The organism is Romboutsia ilealis (genome assembly GCF_900015215.1).
Lineage (GTDB): Bacteria > Bacillota > Clostridia > Peptostreptococcales > Peptostreptococcaceae > Romboutsia > Romboutsia ilealis.
Map to the genome: position 1 here is coordinate 2,527,000 of NZ_LN555523.1, position 25,385 is coordinate 2,552,384.

The following is a 25,385-nucleotide window of genomic DNA, read 5'->3' on the forward strand; positions in this document are numbered from 1 at the left end:
GGATATAATAGTAATACTATTAATTAAATAAATTTTAAATTATAATATAGTATATAAATATTCATGGTAAGATATAACAATATAGTGAGGTGATAAGTATGAAATTATATAATACATTAACTAGAACAAAAGAAGAATTTATACCATTAGAAGAAGGTAAAGTAAAAATGTATGTATGTGGACCGACAGTATACAATTATATACATATAGGAAACGCTAGACCTTTTATAATGTTTGATACTTTAAGAAGATATTTACAATACAAAGGATACGATGTAACTTTTGTTCAAAACTTTACAGATGTAGATGATAAAATAATAAAAAGGGGACACGAAGAAGGCATAAGTCCTGAAGAGGTAGCTAATAAGTATATAGATGAGTACTTTGTAGATGCTGATGGTCTTGGAATAAAAAGAGCAGATGTTCATCCGAGAGTTACAGATAATATACAACAAATAATAGATTTTGTTAAAGACTTAGAGGATAAAGGGTATGCTTATGAAGTAAACGGAGATGTTTACTTTGATACTAAGAAGTTTGAAGGATATGGAAAACTTTCTAAACAAAATCAAGATGAGTTAGAAGCAGGGGCGAGAATAGAAGTAAATGGTCAAAAAAGACATCCAATGGATTTCGTTTTATGGAAGTCTAAAAAAGAAGGTGAACCAGGTTGGAATAGTCCTTGGGGCGAAGGTAGACCAGGATGGCATATAGAATGTTCAGTTATGTCTAATAGATACTTAGGTGAAACTATAGATATACATGCTGGAGGTCAGGACTTAGCATTCCCTCATCATGAGAATGAAATAGCTCAAAGTGAAGCTAGAAGTGGAAAAACATTCTCTAATTACTGGGTTCACAACGGATATATAAATATAAACAATGAAAAAATGAGTAAGTCAAAAGGAAATTTCTTCACAGTAAGAGATATATCTAAGCAATATGATTTAGAAATAGTAAGATTCTTTATGTTATCAGCTCATTATAGAAACCCTGTTAACTTCAGTGATGAAATGCTTAATCAAGCAAAAGCAGGACTTGAAAGACTTTATAATGCAAAAGAAAAATTAGAATTTACAATAAGTAATCTATCAGAATCTTCTATAAAAGATGAAGAAAAAGAATTAATAGGTGAATTAGAATCTTATAAGACTAAGTTTATAAATGCTATGGAAGATGATTTAAATACAGCAGATGCAGTAAGTTCTATTTTTGAATTATCAAAGTTTATAAATACGAATGTAAATGAAACATCTTCAGTAGAATTTGCTAAGATGTGCTTAGATAAATTTAATGAATTGACTGGAGTTTTAAATATAGTAAATAAGAAAAATGATGATATCTTAGACAAAGACATAGAAGAGCTAATACAAAAAAGAGCAGATGCTAAAAAAAATAAAGACTTTAAATTAGCAGATGATATAAGACAAGAATTACTAGATAAAGGTATAGTCTTAGAAGATACGAGACAAGGAACGAAGTGGAAGAGAGCATAAATATGAATAGAACAGAATTAATAACTATGTCTCCATTAGTATTAGCATATCTAGGCGATACAGTTTTTGAATCGCATATAAGAGAGTACTTAATAACTAAAAATATAAATAAAAAAGTTAATGATCTTCATAAATCAGCAGTAAAATATGTAAATGCTAAGGCTCAAGCTACTATAATACACAATATAGAAGATCAATTAACAGAAGATGAACTAAGAATTTATAAAAGGGGAAGGAATCAGAAATCTCATACGTCCCCTAAAAATGCAGATATTATAGATTATAAGCACGCGACAGGGTTTGAAGCTTTAATTGGATATTTATATCTAGATAAAAACTATAAAAGGCTAGAGTATATAATATCGGAAGGCATAAAGATTGTTGAAGCGAATATGTAATTATGGAAAGTATTGCTATATAAAGCAATACTTTTCTACATTTTTATACGAATTATAAGATTTTAATGTATAATATTTATAAAATAAGTTAAGGGAGGAACTAGGAATGAAGGTAAAAATATTATCTCATACACCAGAGCCAGAGAAAGTTATATCAATGGCTGCAAAATTATGTTATTCAGCAGTTGGAGTTGATCAAATAGAGGATAATTTAACGCCAGAGAGTATAGATAAATTTTTAAATATGCTAATAAGTATAGGACATGAATCCCCTCTAGAACATGTATCATTTACATTTGCAGTAGAGGGAATATCTAGAGCTTGTTCTCATCAAATAGTTAGACATCGTATAGCTAGTTATTCACAACAAAGTCAAAGATATGTTAAGTTAAATCAATTTGAATACATAATTCCTCACCATATAAATGAAATAGATGAGGCAAGAGAGCTATTCATAGAAACAATGAAAAAAGATCAAGAAGCTTATGATAAGCTTGTAGAAATATTATTTGAAAAACACTATAATAAATTAATAAAAAGTGGAAAAAATGAGAAAGAAGCGAAAAGAAGTGCAGAAAAGCAAGCGATAGAAGATGCTAGATATGTTTTTCCTAATGCTTGTGAGACAAAAATGGTATTTACTATGAATGTAAGAAGTTTATATAATTTCTTAAACCATAGATGTTGTGAAAGAGCACAATGGGAAATAAGAGAACTATCTATAGAAATGTTAAGACAATTAAAGCAAGTAGCTCCGATATTATTTAGAAATATGGGACCAAACTGTGTTCAAGGACCATGTCCAGAAGGTAACATGACTTGTGGTAAAATAGTTGAAATAAGAGAAAAATTTAAAAATTTATAGGCGGTGGAAAGTTTGGCAACAATAGAAGGAAGAAATCCTGTAATAGAAGCAATAAAAAATGACAGAGAAATAGATAAAATAATGATAGCGAATTCGGCTAAAGAAGGTTCTATTAAAAAAATAATAGGCATGGCTAAAGAAAAAAATATAGTAATACAGTATGTAGATAAACATAAATTAGATGAAGTAAGTACTAGCCACTCTCATCAAGGTGTTATAGCTCAAGTAAGTGAGTATAAATACTGGGAGTTAGATGAATTAATAGAAAGTGTTAAAGCTAAAAATGAAGATCCATTCTTCATAATATTAGACGAGATAACAGATCCTCATAATCTTGGATCTATAATAAGAACAGCTGATGCAGTTGGAGCTCATGGAGTTATAATACCTAAAAGAAGGTCAGTACATATAACACCTGTAGTAGCTAAAGCATCTGCAGGTGCAGTGGAATATGTTCCTGTTTGTAAGGTTACTAATATAGTTAACACTATAAAAAAATTAAAAGATGAAGGTTTATGGATAGCTGCGGCTGATATGGATGGTCAGACATTCTATGAACAAAATCTTACAGGAGCACTTGGATTAGTTATAGGTAGTGAAGGGTTTGGGATATCTAGATTAGTTAAGCAAAATTGTGACTTTACTGTTAAGATGCCTATGATAGGAAATGTAACATCGTTAAATGCCTCAGTAGCTGCAGGAATTCTGTTATATGAGATATTTAAACAAAGAACAGGTAATAAGTAAGTTGATGAGAAGAAATAAAAAAGACTATTTAATAGTAGATGGTTATAATATTATAAATGCCTGGGATGAACTTAAGGATATATCTATAACAGACTTAGAGCATGCCAGAGAAAAATTGATTGATGCAATAATCGAATATGCTGAATTTACAGGAAGACTAGGTATAATAGTTTTTGATGCCTATAACATAAAAAGTTGTAAAGAAAAAATAGAAAAAAGAAAAAATATAACTATTGTTTATACAAAAGAACATCAAACTGCAGATAGTTATATAGAGAAGTTTATAGGAACTTTATCTAAGTATGATGACGTAAAAGTTGCTACTAACGACTATGCAGAACAACAAATCGTATTAGGTAAAGGAGCTAGTAGAATAACTTCTCGAGAATTAAAATTAGACTTAGAAAATGCAAAATCTAAGATAAAAGAAAAAAATACTAGCAGCTATAAAAAAATTCAACGAAATTGGTTGGAAGATAGGTTAGATAAGGAAACATTGTCGAAACTTGAGAACATTCGTAGAAACCGTTGAAAATACTAAATTTATTAGATTATAATAAAGCTATTAAAATGTTTAATGGGGGAGAAAAACATGTTAGTAGCGAATGATGAATTTTATGCATCAATAGATAAATGTCAGCAAGATGAATATGATATAGTATTAAAAGCAAGTAAAGGGGATAAAATAGCATTAGAATATATTATAAAAAAATATAAAAATTTTGTAAAAGCAAAAGCAAAGTCATATTTTTTAATAGGAGCAGATAAAGAAGATATAATTCAAGAGGGAATGATAGGCCTATATAAAGCGGTTAGAGACTTTGACGCGAGTAAAACAAACTCTTTTAAAGGATTTGCTGATATTTGTATAACTAGACAAATAATAACAGCAATAAAAACGGCAACAAGACAAAAGCATATACCTCTTAATTCGTATATATCTTTAAATAAACCTGTATATGATGAAGAATCAGAAAGAACACTTTTGGATATAATTGCAACTAGTATAGTTACAGATCCAGAAGAACTTATAATAAGCAAGGAAGAGCTAAAACACATAGAATCAAAGATGAATGAATTGCTAAGTGAGTTAGAATTACAAGTTGTAGAATACTACTTAAATGGTAAGTCATATCAATACATAGCGGACAAGCTTCAAAGAGATGTAAAATCAATAGATAATGCACTTCAAAGAGTAAAGAGAAAATTGGAAAAACATCTTGAAAACAGAAATGATTAATAGTAAAATACTTACCATAAGCTTATTATAAGCGTAATAAATTAAAAATATTAATCAAGGAGGTACTTCAAAATGGCTAAAGCTAAATTTGAAAGAAATAAACCACACGTTAATATAGGAACAATAGGACACGTTGACCACGGTAAAACTACATTAACAGCTGCAATAACAAAAACATTACACGAGAGATATCAATTAGGAGAAGCAGTAGACTTCGCTAACATAGATAAAGCTCCAGAAGAAAGAGAAAGAGGTATAACAATATCAACAGCTCACGTTGAGTACGAAACTCCAAACAGACACTACGCTCACGTTGACTGCCCAGGACATGCTGACTACGTTAAGAACATGATAACAGGTGCTGCTCAAATGGACGGTGCTATATTAGTTTGTTCAGCAACAGATGGACCAATGCCTCAAACAAGAGAGCATATATTATTATCAAGACAAGTTGGTGTACCATACATAGTAGTATTCTTAAACAAGTGTGATATGGTAGACGACGAAGAATTATTAGAGTTAGTTGAAATGGAAGTAAGAGACTTATTAAATGAGTACGAATTCCCAGGAGATGACACTCCAATAATAAGAGGATCTGCATTAATGGCATTAGAAAACCCAGCTTCTGAGTGGGGAGACAAAATAGTAGAATTATTCGAGCAAATAGATGCTTATATACCAGAACCAGAAAGAGATGTTGATAAGAACTTCTTAATGCCAGTAGAAGACGTATTCTCTATAACAGGAAGAGGAACAGTTGCTACAGGTAGAGTTGAAAGAGGAGTATTAAAGGTTCAAGACGAAGTTGAAATAGTAGGATTAGCAGAAGAACCAAGAAAAGTTGTAGTAACAGGAGTAGAAATGTTCAGAAAGTTATTAGACCAAGCACAAGCTGGAGATAACATAGGAGCATTAATAAGAGGTGTACAAAGAAATGAAATAGAAAGAGGACAAGTTATGGCGAAGCCAGGAACAGTTAAGCCTCACACTAAGTTCATGGCAGAAGTATACGTTCTTAAAAAAGAAGAAGGTGGAAGACACACTCCATTCTTCGATGGATACAGACCACAATTCTACTTCAGAACAACAGACGTTACAGGAGCATGTAAGTTACCAGAAGGTATAGAAATGGTTATGCCAGGAGATAACGTAACAATGGCAGTTGAGTTAATAAACTCAATAGCAATAGAAGAAGGATTAAGATTCGCAATAAGAGAAGGTGGAAGAACAGTAGCATCAGGAGTTGTTGCTTCTATAGTTGAATAATCTTCTTTGATTGGATTAATCAATAGATAAAAAGAGAGGAGTATTACTCCTCTTTTTTATCATGGAATCTACAAAAACATTGACACGACTATTATTTTATGATAACTTATACAAGGTAATGATTCAGATTCAGGAAGGTGATAATACCTCAATAATATAAGTTAAGGTGTTATTTAACTATATATATTATTATATTAATAAAGTTGGAGGTGTAGCAGATGAGAGTTAAAGTAACTTTAGCATGTACAGAGTGTAAGCAAAGAAACTACAACACTACTAAAAACAAGAAAACTAACCCAGACAGAATAGAATTAAACAAATACTGTAAATTCTGTAAGAAACATACAGCTCATAAAGAAACAAAATAGTTTTATTTAAGGATGTGAGTGTAAAGTGGCTGTCCAGGCAAATCAAGGCACAGAAACTAAGAAAAAATTTAGTTTATTCTCTTATATAAGAGAAACTAAACAAGAATTAAAAAGAGTTTCGTGGCCTACAAAAAAAGAATTACTTAAAAACACAGGTGTGGTTTTAACTGTAGTTACTTCAGCTACTATATTAGTGTGGGCTTTAGATACTGGATTACAAGGTGCACTAGGGCTTATACTGAAATAGACGAAAGGGAGAAAACAATATGTCAGAATTACAAGAAGCAAGATGGTATGTTGTGCATACCTATTCAGGGCATGAAAATAAAGTTAAAGCTACGATAGAAAAAGCTGTAAAAACAAGAGGAATGGAAGACTATATAACACATTTAGTTGTTCCAACTGAAGATGTAGTTGAGACTACAAAAACAGGAAAAGAAAAAACTAGACAGCGTAAGGTATTTCCAAGTTATGTCTTAGTTAAAATGATAATCACTGATGAATCTTGGTATATCGTAAGAAATACTAAGGGTGTTACTGGATTCGTTGGACCAGGTTCAAAACCAGTGCCGTTAAGTGATGAAGAAGTAAAAGCTATGGGCATAGAAATAGATGTTCCGAAAGTAGTAAACTCAGATGTAGACTTAGAAATAGGTGATGCAGTAGAGGTTGCTAAAGGTCCTTTTAGTGGACAAGTAGGTACTGTTGAAGAAATAAACCTGGAAACAAGAGAAGCAAAAGTGTGTATAGATGCATTTGGCAAGAAGACTCTATTTGTAATAGAGTTTGAAAATATACAAAAAATATAATAAAATTTAGATAGAAAAATTTTGAGGAGGTGCGCTCAATGGCTAAAAAAGTTATAGGTCAAATAAAATTACAAATACCTGCAGGTAAGGCAACGCCAGCTCCACCAGTTGGGCCAGCGTTAGGACAACACGGTGTTAACATAATGGGATTCACTAAGGAGTTCAATGCTAAAACTGCAGATCAAGCAGGAATGATAATACCAGTTGTTATAACTGTATACCAAGATAGATCATTCTCATTCATAACAAAAACTCCTCCAGCTGCAGTATTATTAAAGAAAGCTGCTGGATTAGATACAGCTTCAGGAGAACCTAACAAGAAGAAAGTTGCTACTTTATCTTCTGCTAAGGTAAGAGAAATAGCTGAATTAAAAATGCCTGACTTAAATGCTGCATCAGTAGAAGCTGCTATGAGTATGATAGCTGGTACTGCAAGAAGTATGGGTATCGTTGTAGAAGACTAATTTTAAAAAAATTAGACACTTCATATAGAAGTGGGAGGCTGAAAAGCCGAATATAACCACAAGGAGGAAAATAAAATGGCAAAGAAAAGTAAAAAATACGTAGAAGCGTTAAATAAAATAGATAGAACAAGATTATATGATGCTACAGAAGCTTTATCTTTAGTTGCAGAAGTTGCTACAGCTAAATTCGACGAAACTGTTGAAGCTCATATAAAATTAGGTGTTGACTCAAGACATGCTGATCAACAAGTTAGAGGTGCGGTTGTATTACCACACGGAACTGGTAAAACTAAGAGAGTTTTAGTTTTCGCTAAAGGAGCAAAAGCTGCTGAAGCTGAAGCTGCTGGAGCTGACTTTGTAGGAGCTGAAGAATTAGTTCAAAAAATACAAGGTGAAAACTGGTTCGAATTCGATGTAGTTGTTGCTACTCCAGACATGATGGGTGTAGTAGGTAGATTAGGTAGAGTATTAGGACCTAAAGGTTTAATGCCAAACCCTAAGTCAGGAACTGTTACTTTCGATGTAGCTAAAGCTATAGACGAAATAAAAGCAGGTAAAGTAGAATACAGATTAGATAAAACAAATATAATACACGTTCCAGTAGGAAAAGTATCATTTGGTGGAGAAAAGTTAGCTGAAAACTTTGCTGCATTAATGGATGCTATAGTTAAGGCTAAGCCAGCTGCTGCTAAAGGACAATACTTAAGAAGTGTAACAGTAGCGTCTACTATGGGACCTGGTGTTAAAATAAACCCTGCTAAAATAGCAGAATAATAAAATTGTTGACAAGCAAAAACAAAAATGTTAATATAACAATTGTTGATATAAAAAAGAATAGATTTGCCGTAGACAGTAGGTGCTAAAAGCTTAATTTCCTACCGAGGTTTTAGATAAATTGAAATTACTAAAGCTTTTGTTGTCTTATTTTGCCATCAAAAGCTTTTTTAAATGAGATTGCGGCGAATACTAAACCTTATTAGGTGAAGGAGGTGCACATCTATATGAGAAAAGCTATAGAACTTAAATCACAAGTTGTTTCTGAAATAGTTGAAAAATTAGAAAAATCATCATCTGCTATAGTTGTTGATTACAAAGGATTAACAGTTGAAGAGGTAACTGAATTAAGAAAGAAAATGAGAGAAGCTGGTGTTGAATACAAAGTATACAAAAACACTTTAGTTAGAAAAGCTGCTAAAGAAGTTGGTATAGAACAATTCAATGACGAGTTATTAGTTGGAACTAATGCAATAGCATTCGGATACGAAGATCCAGTTGCTCCAGCTAGAATATTAAAGGAATTCATGGATTCTCATCCAAAAATGCAATTAAAAATGGGTGTAGTAGAAGGTGAATTCTACAACGAATCTCAAATAGTTGAGTTCGCTAACATACCATCAAGAGAAGTTCTTCTTGCTAAGTTACTTGGAAGCTTAAAGGCTCCAATGTCAAACTTCGCATACTTAATAGATGCTTTAATAAAGAAACAAGAAGGACAAGAAGCTTAATTGTCAATTTAGAAAAGTTAGATATTGTAATATAATAACTTAAAAATAAAATTATTGAAAAAAATTCGGAGGTGCTAAAAATGACAATAGAACAAATATTAGAAGCTATAGAAAACATGAAAGTTTTAGAATTAAATGAATTAGTTAAAGCTGCTGAAGAAAAATTCGGTGTATCTGCTTCAGCTCCAGTTATGATGGCTGGTGCAGTTGCTGGTGGAGCTGCTGAAGAAAAAACTGAATTCGACGTAGTATTAGCAAACGCTGGTGCTTCAAAAGTTGGAGTTATAAAAGCTGTTAGAGAAGTAACAGGATTAGGATTAAAAGAAGCTAAAGAAGTAGTTGATAACGCTCCTAAGACATTAAAAGAAGGTGTTTCTAAAGAAGAAGCTGACCAAATAAAAGAAAAATTAGAAGCTGCTGGAGCTAGCGTAGAAGTTAAGTAGTTTTCTTTCGAAAAGATGTCCTTAAGGACATCTTTTTTTATTTTTATAAAATTTAAATAAAACATGTATAAAAATAGAATTTTAGATTAAAATTATGTGCATAATAAATAATGCATATTTTGTGAAAAAGTATTAATTATAAAGGTTTACGTATAAGTTACATATTGAAAAAAGTTTATTGTTATGATAAAATTATTAGATGCGTTACAATGAACTATGGTTTTATTTTTAATTATTGAGAGGTGAAGACTGAATGCCACATCCTGTCACGATAGGTAAAAGGACTAGAATGAGCTTTTCTAAGATAAAGGAAATAGCTGACGTGCCAAATCTTATAGAACTACAAGTAGATTCTTATAAGTGGTTTATTGAAGAGGGTCTTAAAGAAGTATTTGATGATATTTCTCCGATAGAAGATTACACAGGTAATCTTATATTAGAATTCGTAGATTACTCTTTAGATGATAAGCCTAAATATGATATAGAAGAATGTAAAGATAGAGATGCTACATATTGTGCACCTCTAAAAGTAAAAGTAAGACTTATAAATAAGGAAACTGGAGAAATAAAAGAGCAAGAAGTATTCATGGGAGATTTCCCATTAATGACTGAAAAGGGTACTTTTGTTATCAACGGTGCAGAGAGAGTTATAGTAAGTCAATTAGTTAGATCTCCTGGAGTATATTATGCTCTAGAAAGAGATAAAACAGGGAAAAAGTTAATATCATCTACAGTTATACCAAACAGAGGTGCATGGTTAGAATATGAAACAGATTCAAATGATGTAATATCTGTTAGAGTTGATAGAACTAGAAAGCAACCAGTTACAGTTTTATTAAGAGCTCTAGGTATAGGTACAGATGCTGAAATAATCGAACTTTTAGGTGAAGATGAAAGATTAGCTGCAACTTTAGAAAAAGATAACACTAAAACAGTTGAAGAGGGTCTAATAGAAATATATAAGAAGCTAAGACCGGGCGAACCTCCAACAGTTGAAAGTGCATCTTCATTATTAAATGCATTATTCTTTGATGCGAAGAGATACGACCTAGCAAAAGTTGGTAGATATAAGTTTAATAAAAAGCTTGCTCTATGCTACAGAATAATGAACAAAATATCAGCTGAAGACGTAGTGAATTCTGAAACGGGAGAAGTATTTGTTAAAGCTGGTGAAAAAATAAGCTATGAAGTTGCTAAGGATATACAAAATGCAGGTATAAATGTAGTTACTTTATTAGTAGAAGATGAAAAAGTTGTTAAAGTTATAGGAAATAATTTTGTTGATATAAAATCACATGTTGATTTTGATATAGATGAATTAGAGATAAAAGAAAAAGTTCACTATCCGACTTTAAAAGAAATTTTAGAAACTTATAGTGATGAAGAAGAAATAAAAGAAGCTATTAAGTTCAGAATGAAAGAACTTATACCAAAGCATATATTATTAGATGATATAATAGCTTCTATAAATTATGAATTTAACTTATTCCATGATATTGGAAATATAGATGATATAGATCACTTAGGAAACAGAAGAATAAGATCTGTTGGTGAATTATTGCAGAACCAAGTTAGAATAGGTCTTTCTAGAATGGAAAGAGTTATAAAAGAAAGAATGACTGTTCAAGATATGGAAGCTATAACGCCACAAGCGTTAGTTAACATAAGACCAGTTTCTGCTGCGATAAAAGAGTTCTTTGGTAGTTCGCAGTTATCTCAGTTTATGGATCAAAACAACCCATTATCTGAGTTAACACACAAGAGAAGATTATCTGCATTAGGACCAGGAGGTCTTTCAAGAGAAAGAGCTGGATTCGAAGTGCGTGACGTTCATCATTCTCACTATGGAAGAATGTGTCCGATAGAGACGCCAGAAGGACCAAACATCGGTCTTATAAACTCATTATCTACTTATGCTAAAATAAATGAATTTGGATTTATAGAATCTCCTTATAGAAAAGTAGAGAAGGAAACTGGAAAAGTTACAAATGAAATACATTATTTAACTGCTGATGAAGAAGATTTATTCATAAGAGCTCAAGCAAATGAACCATTAGAAGAAGATGGTACTTTCGTAAATAAGAGAGTAGTATGCAGAACTAAAAATGGTGCTGTTGAACTAGTTCCAACTCATAGAGTTGATTATATGGATATATCTCCAAAACAAGTTGTTTCTATAGCAACTGCTATGATACCATTCTTAGAGAATGACGATGCCAACCGTGCTCTGATGGGAGCGAACATGCAACGTCAAGCAGTGCCTCTAGTTAGAAGAGAAGCACCAGTTATAGGTACAGGAGTTGAATATAGAGCAGCTAAAGACTCGGGTGCAGTTGTTGTTGCTAAGAACTCTGGTATAGCAGAGAGAGTAACAGCTGATGAAATAATAATAAAAAGAGAAGACGGAGTAAAAGATAGATACAAATTACTTAAGTTTAAACGTTCAAATGCAGGTACTTGTATAAATCAAGCTCCTATAATAAATAAAGGTGACCAAATAGAAAAGGGTGACGTTATAGCAGATGGACCAGCTACTGACCTTGGGGAAATAGCATTAGGTAGAAATATGTTCGTAGCGTTCATGACTTGGGAAGGTTACAACTACGAGGATGCTATCTTAATAAACGAAAAATTAGTTAAAGAAGATAGATTATCTACAATTCATATAGAAGAATATGAATGTGAAGCAAGAGATACTAAGCTTGGACCAGAGGAAATAACTAGAGATATACCTAACGTTGGAGAAAGTGCTATAAAGAACTTAGATGACAGAGGTATAATAAGAATAGGTGCTGAAGTAGATTCAGGAGATATATTAGTTGGTAAGGTAACTCCTAAAGGAGAAACTGAACTTACTGCTGAAGAAAGATTACTTCGTGCGATATTCGGAGAAAAAGCTAGAGAAGTTAGAGATACTTCACTTAAAGTTCCTCATGGTGAAGGTGGTATAATAGTAGACGTAAAAGTGTTTACTAGAGAAAATGGAGATGATTTATCTCCAGGAGTTAATGAACTTGTTAGATGTTATATAGCTCAAAAGAGAAAGATAAAAGTTGGAGATAAGATGGCCGGACGTCACGGTAATAAAGGGGTTATCTCAAGAATATTACCGCAAGAAGACATGCCGTTTACGGAAGATGGAACTCCGCTTGATATAGTTCTTAACCCGCAAGGTATACCGTCTCGTATGAACATCGGTCAGGTGTTAGAAGTTCATTTAGGACTTGCTGCTAAAGCTTTAGGATGGTATGTAGCTACATCTGTATTTGATGGAGCTAAAGAGTCAGATATAAGAAAAGCACTAGTGCAAGCTGGATACCCAGAAGATGGTAAATTAACTTTATATGATGGTAGAACGGGTGAAACTTTCGATAATAGAATAACGGTTGGATACATGTACATGTTAAAACTACATCACTTAGTTGATGATAAGTTACATGCGAGAAGTACAGGACCATACTCTTTAGTTACTCAACAACCATTAGGTGGTAAAGCACAATTTGGTGGACAAAGATTTGGAGAGATGGAAGTTTGGGCTCTAGAAGCATACGGGGCTGCTCACATACTTCAAGAAATACTTACTGTTAAATCGGATGATGTTGTAGGACGTGTTAGAGCGTACGAAGCTATAGTTAAAGGTGAGAATATACCTGAACCAGGAATACCAGAATCATTTAAGGTTCTTATAAAAGAACTTCAAAGTTTATGCTTAGATGTAAAAGTATTAACTGAAGAAGATCAAGAAATAGAAGTAAGAGAATCTTTAGATGCAGATGATACAGTTGAAGAGTTCGAATTAGATGTTGTAGATAACATAGATGAAGTAGAACAAAATCATATAATAGAAGAAATAGATGATGAATTCATTGAAAATGACGATGAAGAGATAGATAGTTTAGATTTTGAAGATGATGAAAACTTCGAAGAATTAAACTATGAAGATGAAGACTTTGATGTATAAATTTAATTAACGCAAATATCAAATAGAAGGGAGAGAACTCCTTGTTTGAATTAAACAATTTTGAGTCGATAAAAATAGCACTAGCTTCTCCAGAGAAAATAAGACAATGGTCTAGAGGAGAAGTAAAAAAACCTGAAACAATAAACTACCGTACACTAAAACCAGAAAAAGATGGTCTGTTCTGTGAGAGAATATTTGGACCTCAAAAAGACTGGGAATGTCACTGTGGTAAATACAGAAGAGTAAGATATAAAGGTGTAGTTTGTGATAGATGTGGAGTAGAAGTTACGAAATCTAAAGTAAGAAGAGAAAGAATGGGACATATAGAGCTAGCAGCTCCTATGTCTCATATCTGGTACTTCAAAGGTATACCAAGTAGAATGGGTCTTTTACTTGATATGTCTCCAAGATCTTTAGAAAAAATATTATACTTTGCTTCATATGTTGTAGTGGACCCAGGAGAAACTGGGTTAAATGAAAAGCAGCTTTTAACAGAAAAAGAATATAGAACTGCTGTTGATAAGTATGGATACAATACTTTCACGGTAGGTATGGGAGCTGAAGCTGTTAAGCAATTACTACAAAATATAGACCTAGAAAAAGAAAGCAAAGAATTAAGAGCTGACTTAAAAGATAGTACAGGTCAAAAAAGAGTTAGAACAATAAGAAGATTAGAAGTGGTAGAAGCATTTAAAAAGTCTGGAAATAAACCAGAGTGGATGATATTAGATGCGATACCAGTAATACCTCCAGATTTAAGACCGATGGTTCAACTTGATGGAGGAAGATTTGCAACTTCTGACTTAAATGATTTATATAGAAGAGTTATAAACAGAAATAACAGATTAAAGAGATTACTAGAACTTGGAGCTCCTGATATCATAGTAAGAAATGAAAAGAGAATGCTTCAAGAAGCAGTTGATGCTTTAATAGACAATGGTAGAAGAGGTAGACCTGTAACAGGACCTGGTAACAGACCGCTTAAGTCTTTATCGGATATGCTAAAAGGTAAGCAAGGACGTTTCCGTCAAAACTTACTTGGTAAGCGTGTTGACTACTCAGGACGTTCGGTTATAGTTGTTGGACCAGAACTTAAATTCTATCAATGTGGTCTTCCTAAGAAGATGGCTCTAGAATTATTCAAGCCATTTGTTATGGATAAATTAGTTAAAGAAGGTTTTGCACATAATATAAAGAGTGCTAAATCTATAGTAGAAAAAGTTAAACCAGAAGTATGGGATGTTTTAGAAGATGTTATAAAGAGTCATCCAGTTCTTCTTAACCGTGCGCCTACTCTTCATAGATTAGGTATACAGGCATTTGAACCAGTATTAGTTGAAGGAAAAGCTATAAAGCTACATCCACTTGTATGTACAGCATACAATGCCGACTTCGATGGTGACCAAATGGCGGTACACGTACCTTTATCAGTAGAAGCACAAGCAGAAGCTAGATTCTTAATGTTATCTGTAAATAATATACTTGCACCTAAAGATGGTACGCCGATAACTACGCCTTCTCAGGATATGGTTTTAGGATGTTACTATTTAACTATAGAAGCTCAAGGTGGCGAAAAGGGAACAGGAACAGTATTCAAAGACTTCAATGAAATGTTACTTGCTTATCAAAACCAAGCTGTTCAATTACACTCTTTAGTAAAAATGAGAGTAGTTCTTGAAGATGGAAGAAGTTCTATAGTAGAAAGTACAGTAGGTAGATTCATATTTAATGAAAATATACCTCAAGACTTAGGATTTGTAGATAGAAGTGTAGATCCATTTGGATTAGAAATAGACTTCTTAGTTGACAAAAAAGCTTTAGGTAAAATAATAGATAAGTGCTTTAGAAAGCATGGAAATACAGAAACTGCTGTATTACTTGACCATATAAAATCTCTAGGATTTAAATTCTCAACTAGAGGTGGTATAACAGTTGCGGTTGCTGATATGAAAATACCAGAAGCTAAAAAAGGTTATATAACAGAAGCAGAAGAAAAAGTTGATAAATATGAAAAAGCATACAGAAGAGGTCTAATATCTGACGAAGAAAGATATGAAAGAGTTATAGAAACTTGGACAGAAACAACTGAAAAAGTTACAGATGCTCTGATGGCAGGATTAGACAGACTTAATAATATATATATAATGGCACACTCAGGAGCCAGAGGTTCTAAGAACCAGATAAGACAGTTAGCTGGTATGCGTGGTCTGATGGCCAATGCATCTGGTAAAACAGTTGAGGTTCCAGTTAAATCTAACTTCCGTGAAGGTTTATCAGTAATGGAATACTTCACATCTTCACACGGGGCTAGAAAAGGTCTTGCCGATACAGCGCTTCGTACAGCTGACTCAGGATACTTAACAAGAAGACTTGTTGATGTCAGCCAAGATGTTATAGTAAGAGAAGTTGACTGTGGTACAACAGAAACTACAGAAACATTTGCTATAAAAGATGGAAATGAAGTAATAGAAGTATTATATGATAGAATAGTGGGAAGATATACTATAGACCCTATAGTAAATCCAACTACAGGAGAAGTTATAGTAGAAGCTGATTCTATGATAAAAGAAGATGAAGCTGAAAAAATAATAGCTGCAGGAATAGAAACTGTACAAATAAGAACAGTTCTTAACTGTAAGACAAACCATGGGGTTTGTTCTAAGTGTTATGGTAGAAACCTTGCTACAGGTAAAGAAGTTAATATAGGGGAAGCTGTTGGTATAATAGCTGCTCAATCAATCGGTGAACCAGGTACTCAGCTTACAATGCGTACATTCCATACAGGTGGGGTTGCCGGAGGAGATATAACTCAAGGTCTTCCAAGGGTTGAAGAATTATTTGAAGCAAGAAAACCTAAAGGTTTAGCTGTCATAACAGAAATAACTGGTAGAGTTGAAATAGACGAAACTGGTAAGAGAAAAGAAATAAGTATAGTTCCTGAAAATGGTGAAACAGAAGTTTATGCTATACCTTATGGATCAAGAATAAGAGTTAAGCATGGACAAATGGTTGAAGCTGGGGACCCATTAACTCAAGGTTCTATAAACCCACATGACATAGTAAGAGTTAAAGGTATAGGTGGAGTTCAAGACTATATCGTTAAAGAAGTTCAAAGAGTTTATAGAATGCAAGGGGTTGACGTTAACGATAAGCATATAGAAGTTATAGTAAGACAAATGCTTTCGAAAGTTAAAGTTGAGGATCCAGGTGATACAGAATTAATCCCAGGTGGATATGAAGATGTATTAACATTTGATAAGTGTAATGAAGAAGCTATAGCTCAGGGATTAAAACCTGCTGTTGCTAAGAGAGTTTTACTTGGTATAACTAAGGCATCTCTTGCTACAGAATCATTCTTATCAGCTGCTTCATTCCAAGAAACAACTAGAGTATTAACAGAAGCTGCTATAAAAGGAAAAGAAGATCACTTAATAGGTCTTAAAGAAAATGTTATAATAGGTAAGTTAATACCAGCAGGAACAGGTATGAAGAGATATAAAAACATAGCTGTTGAAAAAATCCAAGACTAATATAATAAGAGATAAAGAAATCTTGACATTATCTATGTTTGGGTGATAAAATGTAAAAGTGTGTAATCGAAGGTCTTCTAAAACTTATATAAGTTATTAGAGATCTTTGATTAGACTTTTAATAAATGAACTAGCAGCACCAAACTGCAAAGAGCTAAAACCACATATAATGTGTGTAATAGACATTTAATTGTAAAAGTAACGTTTTGTTACAAGCATATCAGTACATGTACTGATGTAGTTGGCGGTCATTTAAAGATCGAAAATTTTGGAAGGAGGTGCAGATGATGCCAACAATTAACCAATTAGTTCGTAAAAACAGACAAGCAATAGAAAAGAAATCTACTGCTCCAGCATTACAAAAGGGATTCAACTCTTTACACAAGAAAGCTACTGATGCAAGTGCTCCACAAAAAAGAGGAGTTTGTACTTCAGTAAAAACAGTTACTCCTAAGAAGCCTAACTCAGCTTTAAGAAAAGTTGCCAGAGTTAGATTAACAAACGGGATAGAAGTTTCTGCTTATATACCAGGAGAAGGACACAACTTACAAGAGCACAGTGTTGTTCTTATAAGAGGAGGAAGAGTTAAAGACCTTCCAGGGGTTAGATACCACATATTAAGGGGTACTTTAGATACTGCAGGTGTTGATAAGAGAATGCAAGCTAGATCTAAGTACGGTGCTAAGAGACCTAAAGCTGCAAAGAAATAATAAAAACTAACAATTAATTATATGTGCGGTGCTTTAAATATATATATGTATTTATGGCATCACGGCATTATTTATGTCGAGTACCTATGATTTAAGATTAAATAATTAAGGAGGGAAGCAAAATGCCAAGAAAAGGTAATGTTCCAAAGAGAGAAGTATTAGCTGATCCAATATATGGAAGTAAAGTTGTTACTAAATTAATAAACAATTTAATGATAGACGGTAAAAAAGGGAAAGCTCAAACTATAGTTTATGATGCTTTCGCTATGGTAGCTGAAAAAACAGGAGAAGATGCTTTAGAAGTATTCAACAAAGCAATGGATAACATAATGCCTGTTTTAGAAGTTAAAGCAAGAAGAGTTGGTGGAGCTAACTACCAAGTACCAGTTGAAGTTAGACCTGAAAGAAGACAAACTTTAGGTTTAAGATGGTTAGTAAACTACACTAGAGCTCGTGGAGAAAAAGGAATGGTTGAAAAGTTAGCGAAAGAAATAATGGACGCTGCTAACAACACAGGAGCTTCAGTTAAGAAGAAAGAAGATACTCATAAGATGGCAGAAGCTAATAAAGCATTTGCTCACTACAGATTCTAATAAAATAGGATATAATTGATACCTTTAAGGGATATCACAAGGAGGAGAACCATGGCTAGAAAGTTTCCTTTAGAAAGAACTAGAAATATAGGAATCATGGCTCATATAGATGCAGGAAAAACTACTACTACAGAAAGAATCCTTTTCTATACAGGGCAAACACATAAGATAGGAGAAACTCACGAAGGAGCTTCTCAAATGGACTGGATGGAGCAAGAGAAGGAAAGAGGTATAACAATAACTTCTGCCGCTACTACTGCTGCATGGAAAGACCATAGAATAAACATAATAGATACACCAGGACACGTCGACTTCACAGTTGAGGTTGAAAGATCTCTAAGAGTTCTTGACGGTTCAGTTGCTGTATTCTGTGCTAAAGGTGGGGTTGAACCTCAATCTGAGAACGTATGGAGACAAGCTGATAACTACGGTGTACCTAGAATAGCATTCGTAAATAAAATGGACATCATGGGAGCTGACTTCTTTAACGTTGTTAACATGATGAAAGAAAGATTATCTGCAAATGCTGTACCTCTTCAATTACCAATAGGAAAAGAAGATTGGTTAGAAGGGGAAGTTGACTTATTAGAAATGAAAGCTCATATCTATAAGGATGACTTAGGAAAAGATATAGAAATAACTGAAATACCAGAAGATATGAAAGAATTAGCTCAAGAGTGGAGAGAAAAAATGGTTGAAGCAGTAGCTGAAACTGACGAAGAGTTAATGATGAAATATCTTGAAGGTGAAGAAATATCAGTAGAAGAATTAAAAGCTGCTATAAGAAAAGCTACAATAGCTTGTGAAATGAACCCAGTATTCTGTGGATCTGCTTACAGAAACAAAGGTGTTCAATTATTACTAGATGCTGTTGTTGATTACTTACCAGCTCCAACTGATATACCAGCTATAAAAGGTGTATTAGATAATGGTGAAGAGTCTGAAAGACATTCATCTGATGAAGAACCATTCTCTGCTTTAGCATTCAAAATAATGACTGACCCATTCGTTGGTAAGTTAGCATTCTTCAGAGTTTACTCAGGAATAATGCAAGGTGGATCTTATGTTCTTAACTCAACTAAAGGTAAGAGAGAAAGAATAGGTCGTATCCTTCAAATGCATGCTAATACAAGAGAAGAAATAACAGAAGTATACGCTGGGGATATAGCTGCAGCAGTAGGATTAAAAGATACTACTACTGGAGATACTTTATGTGATCCAGCTCATCCAATAATACTTGAATCTATGGAATTCCCTGAGCCAGTTATATCTGTTGCTATAGAGCCTAAATCAAAAGCTGCTCAAGAAAAAATGGGTATAGCTCTTCAAAAGTTAGCTGAAGAGGATCCAACTTTCAGAGTTAAGACTGATGAAGAAACAGGACAAACTATAATATCAGGTATGGGTGAATTACACTTAGAAATAATCGTTGATAGATTATTAAGAGAATTCAAAGTTGAAGCTAACGTTGGTGCTCCACAAGTTGCTTATAGAGAAACTATAACTCAACCAGTTGATGTTGAATACAAGTACTCTAAGCAATCAGGTGGTAGAGGTCAATACGGACATGTTAAGATCAGAGTTACACCTCAAGAGCCAGGTGCTGGTTACAAGTTCGAAAACAAAACTGTTGGTGGATCTGTACCAAAAGAATACGTTGGACCTACTGATGCAGGTATCCAAGGTGCAATGGCATCTGGTATAGTTGCTGGATATCCAGTTGTTGACGTTGCTGTTGAATTATACGATGGTTCTTACCATGAAGTCGATTCATCAGAAATGGCGTTCAAAATGGCTGGTTCTATGGCGATGAAAGACGCTCTTAAGAAAGGTAACGCAGTATTACTTGAACCATTCTTCAAAGTTGAAGTTGTTACTCCAGAAGAGTACATGGGAGACGTTATGGGTGGATTAAATTCTAAGAGAGGTTTAATACAAGGTATGGAAGCTAGATCTGGTGCACAAGTTATAAATGCATTCGTTCCGCTTTCAGAAATGTTTGGATACTCTACTGAGTTAAGATCAACTACTCAAGGTCGTGCAACTTATACTATGATATTTGACCACTATGAGCAAGTTCCAGCTTCAGTTGCTAAGAAAATAGCTGAAGGAAGATAATAAACTGTTTATTATTAATAAAATTAATATAAATTAAAATGAGTAAGACGGGTATATCTCGTCTTACCTAAAATATATATAGGGAGGTATTTCAAAATGGCTAAAGCTAAATTTGAAAGAAATAAACCACACGTTAATATAGGAACAATAGGACACGTTGACCACGGTAAAACTACATTAACAGCTGCAATAACAAAAACATTACATGAGAGATATCAATTAGGAGAAGCAGTAGACTTCGCTAACATAGATAAAGCTCCAGAAGAAAGAGAAAGAGGTATAACAATATCAACAGCTCACGTTGAGTACGAAACTCCAAACAGACACTACGCTCACGTTGACTGCCCAGGACATGCTGACTACGTTAAGAACATGATAACAGGTGCTGCTCAAATGGACGGTGCTATATTAGTTTGTTCAGCAACAGATGGACCAATGCCTCAAACAAGAGAGCATATATTATTATCAAGACAAGTTGGTGTACCATACATAGTAGTATTCTTAAACAAGTGTGATATGGTAGACGACGAAGAATTATTAGAGTTAGTTGAAATGGAAGTAAGAGACTTATTAAATGAGTACGAATTCCCAGGAGATGACACTCCAATAATAAGAGGATCTGCATTAATGGCATTAGAAAACCCAGCTTCTGAGTGGGGAGACAAAATAGTAGAATTATTCGAGCAAATAGATGCTTATATACCAGAACCAGAAAGAGATGTTGATAAGAACTTCTTAATGCCAGTAGAAGACGTATTCTCTATAACAGGAAGAGGAACAGTTGCTACAGGTAGAGTTGAAAGAGGAGTATTAAAGGTTCAAGACGAAGTTGAAATAGTAGGATTAGCAGAAGAACCAAGAAAAGTTGTAGTAACAGGAGTAGAAATGTTCAGAAAGTTATTAGACCAAGCACAAGCTGGAGATAACATAGGAGCATTAATAAGAGGTGTACAAAGAAATGAAATAGAAAGAGGACAAGTTATGGCGAAGCCAGGAACAGTTAAGCCTCACACTAAGTTCATGGCAGAAGTATACGTTCTTAAAAAAGAAGAAGGTGGAAGACACACTCCATTCTTCGATGGATACAGACCACAATTCTACTTCAGAACAACAGACGTTACAGGAGCATGTAAGTTACCAGAAGGTATAGAAATGGTTATGCCAGGAGATAACGTAACAATGGCAGTTGAGTTAATAAACTCAATAGCAATAGAAGAAGGATTAAGATTCGCAATAAGAGAAGGTGGAAGAACAGTAGCATCAGGAGTTGTTGCTTCTATAGTTGAATAATCTTCTTTGATTGGATTAATCAATAGATAAAAAGAGAGGAGTATTACTCCTCTCTTTTTTTTATAAAAATGCAAAAAATTCATAAATAGTAATAATATACTACTTATATTTCGTTGACAAAATGCTATAAATTTTATATACTAAGTGAGTGCTTTGTTAGAGGAAATAAATCAAGTTTAAGTCAGGTTTTACATAAAAAATAAGATTTGTGAAATTTTAAAAAAAACTTGAAAAAATAAAAAAAATAATGTAAAATATAATAGTGTGCTTGAGAGATACGAAAATAAACTAAATCTTAGTTAGTAGCGACCTATTGTCGATTCTAAAAACGCAACACACCCGGAGCAGTGTATCGGCATAAGTCGCGCGTAACTTAAAGATTAAACGTGCGATAAAGGAGGGAAATTAAAATGGCTCAAAATGAAAAAATAAGAATAAGATTAAAATCATATGATCACAAATTATTAGATTTTTCAGCTGCTAAAATAGTTGAAACTGCTAAGAAAGCTGGATCACAAGTTTCAGGACCTGTGCCACTACCAACAGAAAAGCAAATAGTAACTATACTAAGAGCTGTACACAAGTACAAAGACTCTAGAGAGCAGTTCGAAATAAGAACTCATAAGAGATTAATAGACATAGCTAACCCAACACCTAAGACTGTTGACTCATTAATGAGATTAGACTTACCAGCTGGTGTTGATATAGAAATAAAGTTATAATAGCAACCTAAGATTATTATCCTATAAGGAAATTATCTTAGTATGATTATAAAAATTATAATCCGCTGTAAGATTATAGGAGGTGCTAATATGAAAGGAATATTAGGAAAAAAATTAGGTATGACTCAAATATTCACTGAAGAAGGTATAGTAGTACCTGTAACAGTTGTTGAGGCAGGACCAAACGTTGTAACTCAAGTTAAAACAGTTGAGAAAGACGGATACAACGCAATACAAGTAGGTTTTGAAGATGCTAAAGAAAAATCTTTAAACAAACCACAAAAAGGACATTTAGCTGCTGCTAATGTTTTAAAGAAACACTTAAAAGAGTTTAGAGTAGACGCTGTAGAAGAATTCACAGTTGGACAAGAAATAAAAGCTGACTTATTCGCTGCAGGAGAAAAAATAGATGTTACTGGAACAAGTAAAGGTAAGGGATTCCAAGGTCCAATAAAGAGACATGGACAATCTAGAGGTCCTGAATCTCACGGTTCTAGATACCACAGAAGACCAGGTTCAATGGGAGCATGTTCTTTCCCAGGTAGAGTTTTCAAAAACAAAAAACTAGCAGGACACATGGGTAGCGTTAAAGTTACTGTTCAAAACTTAGAGGTTGTTAGAGTAGATGCTGATAAGAACCTTATACTAGTTAAAGGTGCTATACCAGGACCTAAAGGCTCAATGGTAACTATAAAGGAAGCTGTTAAGTCTTCTAAATAATGACTAACCTAAGAAAGGAGGAAGCACAATGCCAAAATTAAATGTATTAAATATTAATGGACAAAATGTTGGAGAAATAGAATTAGTAGATTCTATATTCAACGTAGAAGTTAATGAACATGTTTTATATGAAGTTGTTAAAAATCAATTAGCAAACAAGAGACAAGGTACTCAATCTGCTAAGACTAGAGCAGAAGTTAGAGGTGGCGGAAGAAAGCCTTGGAAACAAAAAGGAACTGGTAGAGCTAGACAAGGTTCTATAAGAGCAGTACAATGGGTAGGTGGAGGAGTTGCTTTTGCACCAAAGCCAAGAAGCTACAACTACACATTACCAAAGAAAGTTAGAAGATTAGCTATGAAGAGCGCTTTAACTTCTAAAGTACAAAACGGAGAAATGATAGTATTAGATGCTTTAAATATAGAAGCTCCTAAGACTAAAGAATTCGTTCAAATATTAAAGAACGTAAATGCTGCTAAGAAAGCTTTAGTAGTAACTGCTGAAAATAACGAAAACGTAATAAAATCAGCTAAGAACATAGAAGGTGTTGCAACTGCTACAGTTAACACTATAAATGTTTACGATATATTAAAGTATGATTCATTCATAATAACAACAGACGCTGTTAAAAAAGTGGAGGAGGTGTACGCATAATGACTAATCCACATGATATAATAAAAAAGCCAGTTGTAACTGAGCAAAGTATGATGGAAATGGCTAACAAGAAATATACTTTCGTTGTTGCTAAAGATGCAAACAAGACTGAAATAAAGAAAGCTGTAGAAGCTATATTCGGAGTAAATGTAGAAAAAGTTAATACATTAAACTACGATGGAAAAGTTAAAAGAATGGGTAGACATGAAGGAAGAACTGCAAGCTTTAAAAAAGCAGTAGTTAAATTAACTGCTGATAGCAAAGAAATAGAATTCTTCCAAGGAATGTAATTAACCCTTAACAAATGAAGGAGGGAAAACAGATGGCTATAAAAAAGTTTAAACCAACTTCTCCTGCCTTAAGACAAATGACAGTTTTAGTTTCTGATGAAATAACTTGTAATCAACCAGAAAAATCTCTTTTAGTTTCTTTAAAGAAAAACTCTGGTAGAAATGCACAAGGTAAGATAACTGTTCGTCACAGAGGTGGAGGAAACAGAAGAAAATACAGAATAATAGATTTCAAGAGAAATAAAGATGGAATACCTGCAAAGGTTGCAACTATAGAATACGATCCAAACAGAACTGCTAACATAGCTTTATTACACTATGCAGATGGTGAAAAAGCTTATATATTAGCTCCAGTTGGATTAGAAGTTGGAACTACAGTATTATCAGGACCAACAGCTGACATAAAGCCAGGAAATGCTATGGCGTTAAAAGATATGCCAGTTGGTACAGTAATACACAACATAGAATTAAAGCCAGGAAAAGGAGCTCAATTAGTAAGATCTGCTGGGGTTTCTGCTCAATTAATGGCTAAAGAAGGAAAGAAAGCTTTATTAAGATTACCATCAGGAGAAATGAGATTCGTTTCTATAGATTGTAAAGCTACTATAGGACAAGTTGGTAACATAGAACACGGTAACGTTGTTATAGGTAAAGCTGGTAGAAAGAGACATATGGGTATAAGACCTACTGTTAGAGGATCTGTAATGAACCCTTGTGACCATCCACACGGTGGTGGGGAAGGTAGAACTTCAATAGGTAGACCTTCACCAGTTACTCCATGGGGTAAACCAGCTCTTGGATACAAAACTAGAAAGAAAAATAAAGCTTCTGATAAGTTAATAGTATCAAGAAGAACTAAGTAATAGATTTACTTTTTGCCCGGAAAGGAGGAAATTAAATGTCAAGATCAACTAAAAAAGGACCTTTTGTCCACGCAAGACTTTTAAAGAAAATAGAAGAAATGAACGCTAACGGAAATAGAGAAGTTATAAAGACTTGGTCAAGATCTTCAACTATATTCCCACAAATGGTAGAACATACTATAGCTGTTCACGATGGAAGAAGACATGTTCCTGTATATATAACAGAAGACATGGTTGGACATAAATTAGGTGAATTCGTTCCTACAAGAACTTTTAAAGGACACAAGGACGACGAAAAATCTAATAAGAGAAAATAATAAATTTCTGACTAAGGA

26 protein-coding genes and 1 other annotated feature are annotated in these 25,385 nt (G+C 33.5%); all 26 genes read left to right on the forward strand.

What is annotated here, in order from left to right; genetic code table 11:
• Window positions 1-98 precede the first annotated feature (98 nt).
• The 26 genes from cysS (at window position 99) to rpsS (ending at window position 25,367) form a co-directional block, all read left to right on the forward strand.
• The gene (gene cysS, locus CRIB_RS12180) at window positions 99-1,496 is read left to right on the forward strand and encodes a cysteine--tRNA ligase (protein ID WP_180702529.1); all 1,398 of its coding nucleotides are present in this window, start codon (window positions 99-101) and stop codon (window positions 1,494-1,496) included.
• A 2-nt stretch (window positions 1,497-1,498) separates the two neighbouring features.
• Window positions 1,499-1,894, forward strand: coding sequence for a Mini-ribonuclease 3 (locus CRIB_RS12185; RefSeq protein ID WP_180702530.1), 396 nt, complete (start codon window positions 1,499-1,501; stop codon window positions 1,892-1,894).
• A gap of 106 nt (window positions 1,895-2,000) precedes the next feature.
• On the forward strand, window positions 2,001-2,759 hold the full coding sequence (thyX, locus tag CRIB_RS12190; RefSeq protein ID WP_180702531.1) for an FAD-dependent thymidylate synthase: 759 nt from the start codon (window positions 2,001-2,003) through the stop codon (window positions 2,757-2,759).
• A 12-nt stretch (window positions 2,760-2,771) separates the two neighbouring features.
• Window positions 2,772-3,506 carry a 23S rRNA (guanosine(2251)-2'-O)-methyltransferase RlmB gene (gene rlmB, locus CRIB_RS12195; protein WP_180702532.1) on the forward strand — a complete coding sequence of 245 codons (735 nt, stop codon included), beginning with the start codon at window positions 2,772-2,774 and terminating at the stop codon, window positions 3,504-3,506.
• The gene (locus tag CRIB_RS12200; protein WP_330404882.1) at window positions 3,472-4,038 is read left to right on the forward strand and encodes an NYN domain-containing protein; all 567 of its coding nucleotides are present in this window, start codon (window positions 3,472-3,474) and stop codon (window positions 4,036-4,038) included. The genes rlmB and CRIB_RS12200 overlap by 35 nt, the downstream gene beginning before the upstream one ends.
• A 45-nt stretch (window positions 4,039-4,083) precedes the next feature.
• The gene (gene sigH, locus CRIB_RS12205; RefSeq protein ID WP_408638542.1) at window positions 4,084-4,746 is read left to right on the forward strand and encodes an RNA polymerase sporulation sigma factor SigH; all 663 of its coding nucleotides are present in this window, start codon (window positions 4,084-4,086) and stop codon (window positions 4,744-4,746) included.
• Between the two features lie 72 nt (window positions 4,747-4,818).
• The gene (gene tuf, locus CRIB_RS12210; RefSeq protein ID WP_180702534.1) at window positions 4,819-6,012 is read left to right on the forward strand and encodes an elongation factor Tu; all 1,194 of its coding nucleotides are present in this window, start codon (window positions 4,819-4,821) and stop codon (window positions 6,010-6,012) included.
• Window positions 6,013-6,230: 218 nt separating this feature from the next.
• Window positions 6,231-6,380 (forward strand): 50S ribosomal protein L33, encoded by a 150-nt coding sequence (gene rpmG / locus CRIB_RS12215; protein WP_071119055.1) that lies wholly within the window; start codon window positions 6,231-6,233, stop codon window positions 6,378-6,380.
• A 25-nt stretch (window positions 6,381-6,405) separates the two neighbouring features.
• Entirely contained in the window at window positions 6,406-6,627 is a 222-nt protein-coding gene (secE, locus tag CRIB_RS12220) for a preprotein translocase subunit SecE (protein WP_180702535.1), read from the forward strand.
• 19 nt (window positions 6,628-6,646) lie between these two features.
• Window positions 6,647-7,189, forward strand: a complete 543-nt coding sequence (gene nusG / locus CRIB_RS12225) for a transcription termination/antitermination protein NusG (protein WP_180702536.1) — start codon at window positions 6,647-6,649, stop codon at window positions 7,187-7,189.
• Between the two features lie 38 nt (window positions 7,190-7,227).
• Window positions 7,228-7,653, forward strand: a complete 426-nt coding sequence (gene rplK, locus CRIB_RS12230) for a 50S ribosomal protein L11 (protein WP_180702537.1) — start codon at window positions 7,228-7,230, stop codon at window positions 7,651-7,653.
• Between the two features lie 75 nt (window positions 7,654-7,728).
• Entirely contained in the window at window positions 7,729-8,427 is a 699-nt protein-coding gene (gene rplA / locus CRIB_RS12235; protein ID WP_180702538.1) for a 50S ribosomal protein L1, read from the forward strand.
• Between the two features lie 51 nt (window positions 8,428-8,478).
• Window positions 8,479-8,608: a sequence feature (ribosomal protein L10 leader region), on the forward strand.
• 46 nt (window positions 8,609-8,654) lie between these two features.
• Window positions 8,655-9,158: a 50S ribosomal protein L10 gene (gene rplJ, locus CRIB_RS12240; RefSeq protein ID WP_071119051.1), complete on the forward strand. Its 504-nt coding sequence runs from the start codon at window positions 8,655-8,657 to the stop codon at window positions 9,156-9,158.
• An 80-nt stretch (window positions 9,159-9,238) separates the two neighbouring features.
• Entirely contained in the window at window positions 9,239-9,601 is a 363-nt protein-coding gene (gene rplL / locus CRIB_RS12245) for a 50S ribosomal protein L7/L12 (protein WP_071119050.1), read from the forward strand.
• 253 nt (window positions 9,602-9,854) lie between these two features.
• A complete protein-coding gene (gene rpoB, locus CRIB_RS12250; RefSeq protein ID WP_180702539.1) occupies window positions 9,855-13,562 on the forward strand; it encodes a DNA-directed RNA polymerase subunit beta in 3,708 nt (1,235 codons plus the stop codon).
• Window positions 13,563-13,603: 41 nt separating this feature from the next.
• Window positions 13,604-17,092, forward strand: coding sequence for a DNA-directed RNA polymerase subunit beta' (gene rpoC, locus CRIB_RS12255; RefSeq protein WP_180702540.1), 3,489 nt, complete (start codon window positions 13,604-13,606; stop codon window positions 17,090-17,092).
• 287 nt (window positions 17,093-17,379) lie between these two features.
• A complete protein-coding gene (rpsL, locus tag CRIB_RS12260; RefSeq protein ID WP_071119069.1) occupies window positions 17,380-17,802 on the forward strand; it encodes a 30S ribosomal protein S12 in 423 nt (140 codons plus the stop codon).
• 122 nt (window positions 17,803-17,924) lie between these two features.
• Entirely contained in the window at window positions 17,925-18,395 is a 471-nt protein-coding gene (rpsG, locus tag CRIB_RS12265; RefSeq protein ID WP_071119047.1) for a 30S ribosomal protein S7, read from the forward strand.
• Window positions 18,396-18,446: 51 nt separating this feature from the next.
• The gene (gene fusA / locus CRIB_RS12270; protein WP_180702541.1) at window positions 18,447-20,513 is read left to right on the forward strand and encodes an elongation factor G; all 2,067 of its coding nucleotides are present in this window, start codon (window positions 18,447-18,449) and stop codon (window positions 20,511-20,513) included.
• A gap of 96 nt (window positions 20,514-20,609) precedes the next feature.
• Window positions 20,610-21,803, forward strand: a complete 1,194-nt coding sequence (gene tuf / locus CRIB_RS12275; protein ID WP_180702534.1) for an elongation factor Tu — start codon at window positions 20,610-20,612, stop codon at window positions 21,801-21,803.
• A 410-nt stretch (window positions 21,804-22,213) separates the two neighbouring features.
• Window positions 22,214-22,525, forward strand: a complete 312-nt coding sequence (rpsJ, locus tag CRIB_RS12280) for a 30S ribosomal protein S10 (protein WP_071119044.1) — start codon at window positions 22,214-22,216, stop codon at window positions 22,523-22,525.
• 90 nt (window positions 22,526-22,615) lie between these two features.
• On the forward strand, window positions 22,616-23,245 hold the full coding sequence (gene rplC / locus CRIB_RS12285) for a 50S ribosomal protein L3 (RefSeq protein WP_071119043.1): 630 nt from the start codon (window positions 22,616-22,618) through the stop codon (window positions 23,243-23,245).
• Between the two features lie 28 nt (window positions 23,246-23,273).
• Window positions 23,274-23,897 (forward strand): 50S ribosomal protein L4, encoded by a 624-nt coding sequence (rplD, locus tag CRIB_RS12290; RefSeq protein ID WP_180702542.1) that lies wholly within the window; start codon window positions 23,274-23,276, stop codon window positions 23,895-23,897.
• A complete protein-coding gene (gene rplW, locus CRIB_RS12295; protein WP_071119041.1) occupies window positions 23,897-24,187 on the forward strand; it encodes a 50S ribosomal protein L23 in 291 nt (96 codons plus the stop codon). Before rplD ends, rplW begins: the two co-directional genes overlap by 1 nt.
• A 32-nt stretch (window positions 24,188-24,219) precedes the next feature.
• A complete protein-coding gene (gene rplB, locus CRIB_RS12300) occupies window positions 24,220-25,050 on the forward strand; it encodes a 50S ribosomal protein L2 (protein WP_071119040.1) in 831 nt (276 codons plus the stop codon).
• A gap of 35 nt (window positions 25,051-25,085) precedes the next feature.
• On the forward strand, window positions 25,086-25,367 hold the full coding sequence (gene rpsS, locus CRIB_RS12305; protein ID WP_180702543.1) for a 30S ribosomal protein S19: 282 nt from the start codon (window positions 25,086-25,088) through the stop codon (window positions 25,365-25,367).
• Window positions 25,368-25,385: the final 18 nt, after the last annotated feature.

What these genes read in the sequence shown, in the direction of transcription:
- cysS (WP_180702529.1), top strand. Translation starts at nt 99, where the DNA reads ATGAAATTATATAATACATTAACTAGAACAAAAGAAGAATTTATACCA.
- CRIB_RS12185 (WP_180702530.1), top strand. Translation starts at nt 1,499, where the DNA reads ATGAATAGAACAGAATTAATAACTATGTCTCCATTAGTATTAGCATAT.
- thyX (WP_180702531.1), top strand. Translation starts at nt 2,001, where the DNA reads ATGAAGGTAAAAATATTATCTCATACACCAGAGCCAGAGAAAGTTATA.
- CRIB_RS12200 (WP_330404882.1), top strand. Translation starts at nt 3,472, where the DNA reads ATGAGATATTTAAACAAAGAACAGGTAATAAGTAAGTTGATGAGAAGA.
- sigH (WP_408638542.1), top strand. Translation starts at nt 4,084, where the DNA reads ATGGGGGAGAAAAACATGTTAGTAGCGAATGATGAATTTTATGCATCA.
- tuf (WP_180702534.1), top strand. Translation starts at nt 4,819, where the DNA reads ATGGCTAAAGCTAAATTTGAAAGAAATAAACCACACGTTAATATAGGA.
- rpmG (WP_071119055.1), top strand. Translation starts at nt 6,231, where the DNA reads ATGAGAGTTAAAGTAACTTTAGCATGTACAGAGTGTAAGCAAAGAAAC.
- nusG (WP_180702536.1), top strand. Translation starts at nt 6,647, where the DNA reads ATGTCAGAATTACAAGAAGCAAGATGGTATGTTGTGCATACCTATTCA.
- rplK (WP_180702537.1), top strand. Translation starts at nt 7,228, where the DNA reads ATGGCTAAAAAAGTTATAGGTCAAATAAAATTACAAATACCTGCAGGT.
- rplA (WP_180702538.1), top strand. Translation starts at nt 7,729, where the DNA reads ATGGCAAAGAAAAGTAAAAAATACGTAGAAGCGTTAAATAAAATAGAT.
- rplJ (WP_071119051.1), top strand. Translation starts at nt 8,655, where the DNA reads ATGAGAAAAGCTATAGAACTTAAATCACAAGTTGTTTCTGAAATAGTT.
- rplL (WP_071119050.1), top strand. Translation starts at nt 9,239, where the DNA reads ATGACAATAGAACAAATATTAGAAGCTATAGAAAACATGAAAGTTTTA.
- rpoB (WP_180702539.1), top strand. Translation starts at nt 9,855, where the DNA reads ATGCCACATCCTGTCACGATAGGTAAAAGGACTAGAATGAGCTTTTCT.
- rpsL (WP_071119069.1), top strand. Translation starts at nt 17,380, where the DNA reads ATGCCAACAATTAACCAATTAGTTCGTAAAAACAGACAAGCAATAGAA.
- rpsG (WP_071119047.1), top strand. Translation starts at nt 17,925, where the DNA reads ATGCCAAGAAAAGGTAATGTTCCAAAGAGAGAAGTATTAGCTGATCCA.
- fusA (WP_180702541.1), top strand. Translation starts at nt 18,447, where the DNA reads ATGGCTAGAAAGTTTCCTTTAGAAAGAACTAGAAATATAGGAATCATG.
- tuf (WP_180702534.1), top strand. Translation starts at nt 20,610, where the DNA reads ATGGCTAAAGCTAAATTTGAAAGAAATAAACCACACGTTAATATAGGA.
- rpsJ (WP_071119044.1), top strand. Translation starts at nt 22,214, where the DNA reads ATGGCTCAAAATGAAAAAATAAGAATAAGATTAAAATCATATGATCAC.
- rplC (WP_071119043.1), top strand. Translation starts at nt 22,616, where the DNA reads ATGAAAGGAATATTAGGAAAAAAATTAGGTATGACTCAAATATTCACT.
- rplD (WP_180702542.1), top strand. Translation starts at nt 23,274, where the DNA reads ATGCCAAAATTAAATGTATTAAATATTAATGGACAAAATGTTGGAGAA.
- rplW (WP_071119041.1), top strand. Translation starts at nt 23,897, where the DNA reads ATGACTAATCCACATGATATAATAAAAAAGCCAGTTGTAACTGAGCAA.
- rplB (WP_071119040.1), top strand. Translation starts at nt 24,220, where the DNA reads ATGGCTATAAAAAAGTTTAAACCAACTTCTCCTGCCTTAAGACAAATG.
- rpsS (WP_180702543.1), top strand. Translation starts at nt 25,086, where the DNA reads ATGTCAAGATCAACTAAAAAAGGACCTTTTGTCCACGCAAGACTTTTA.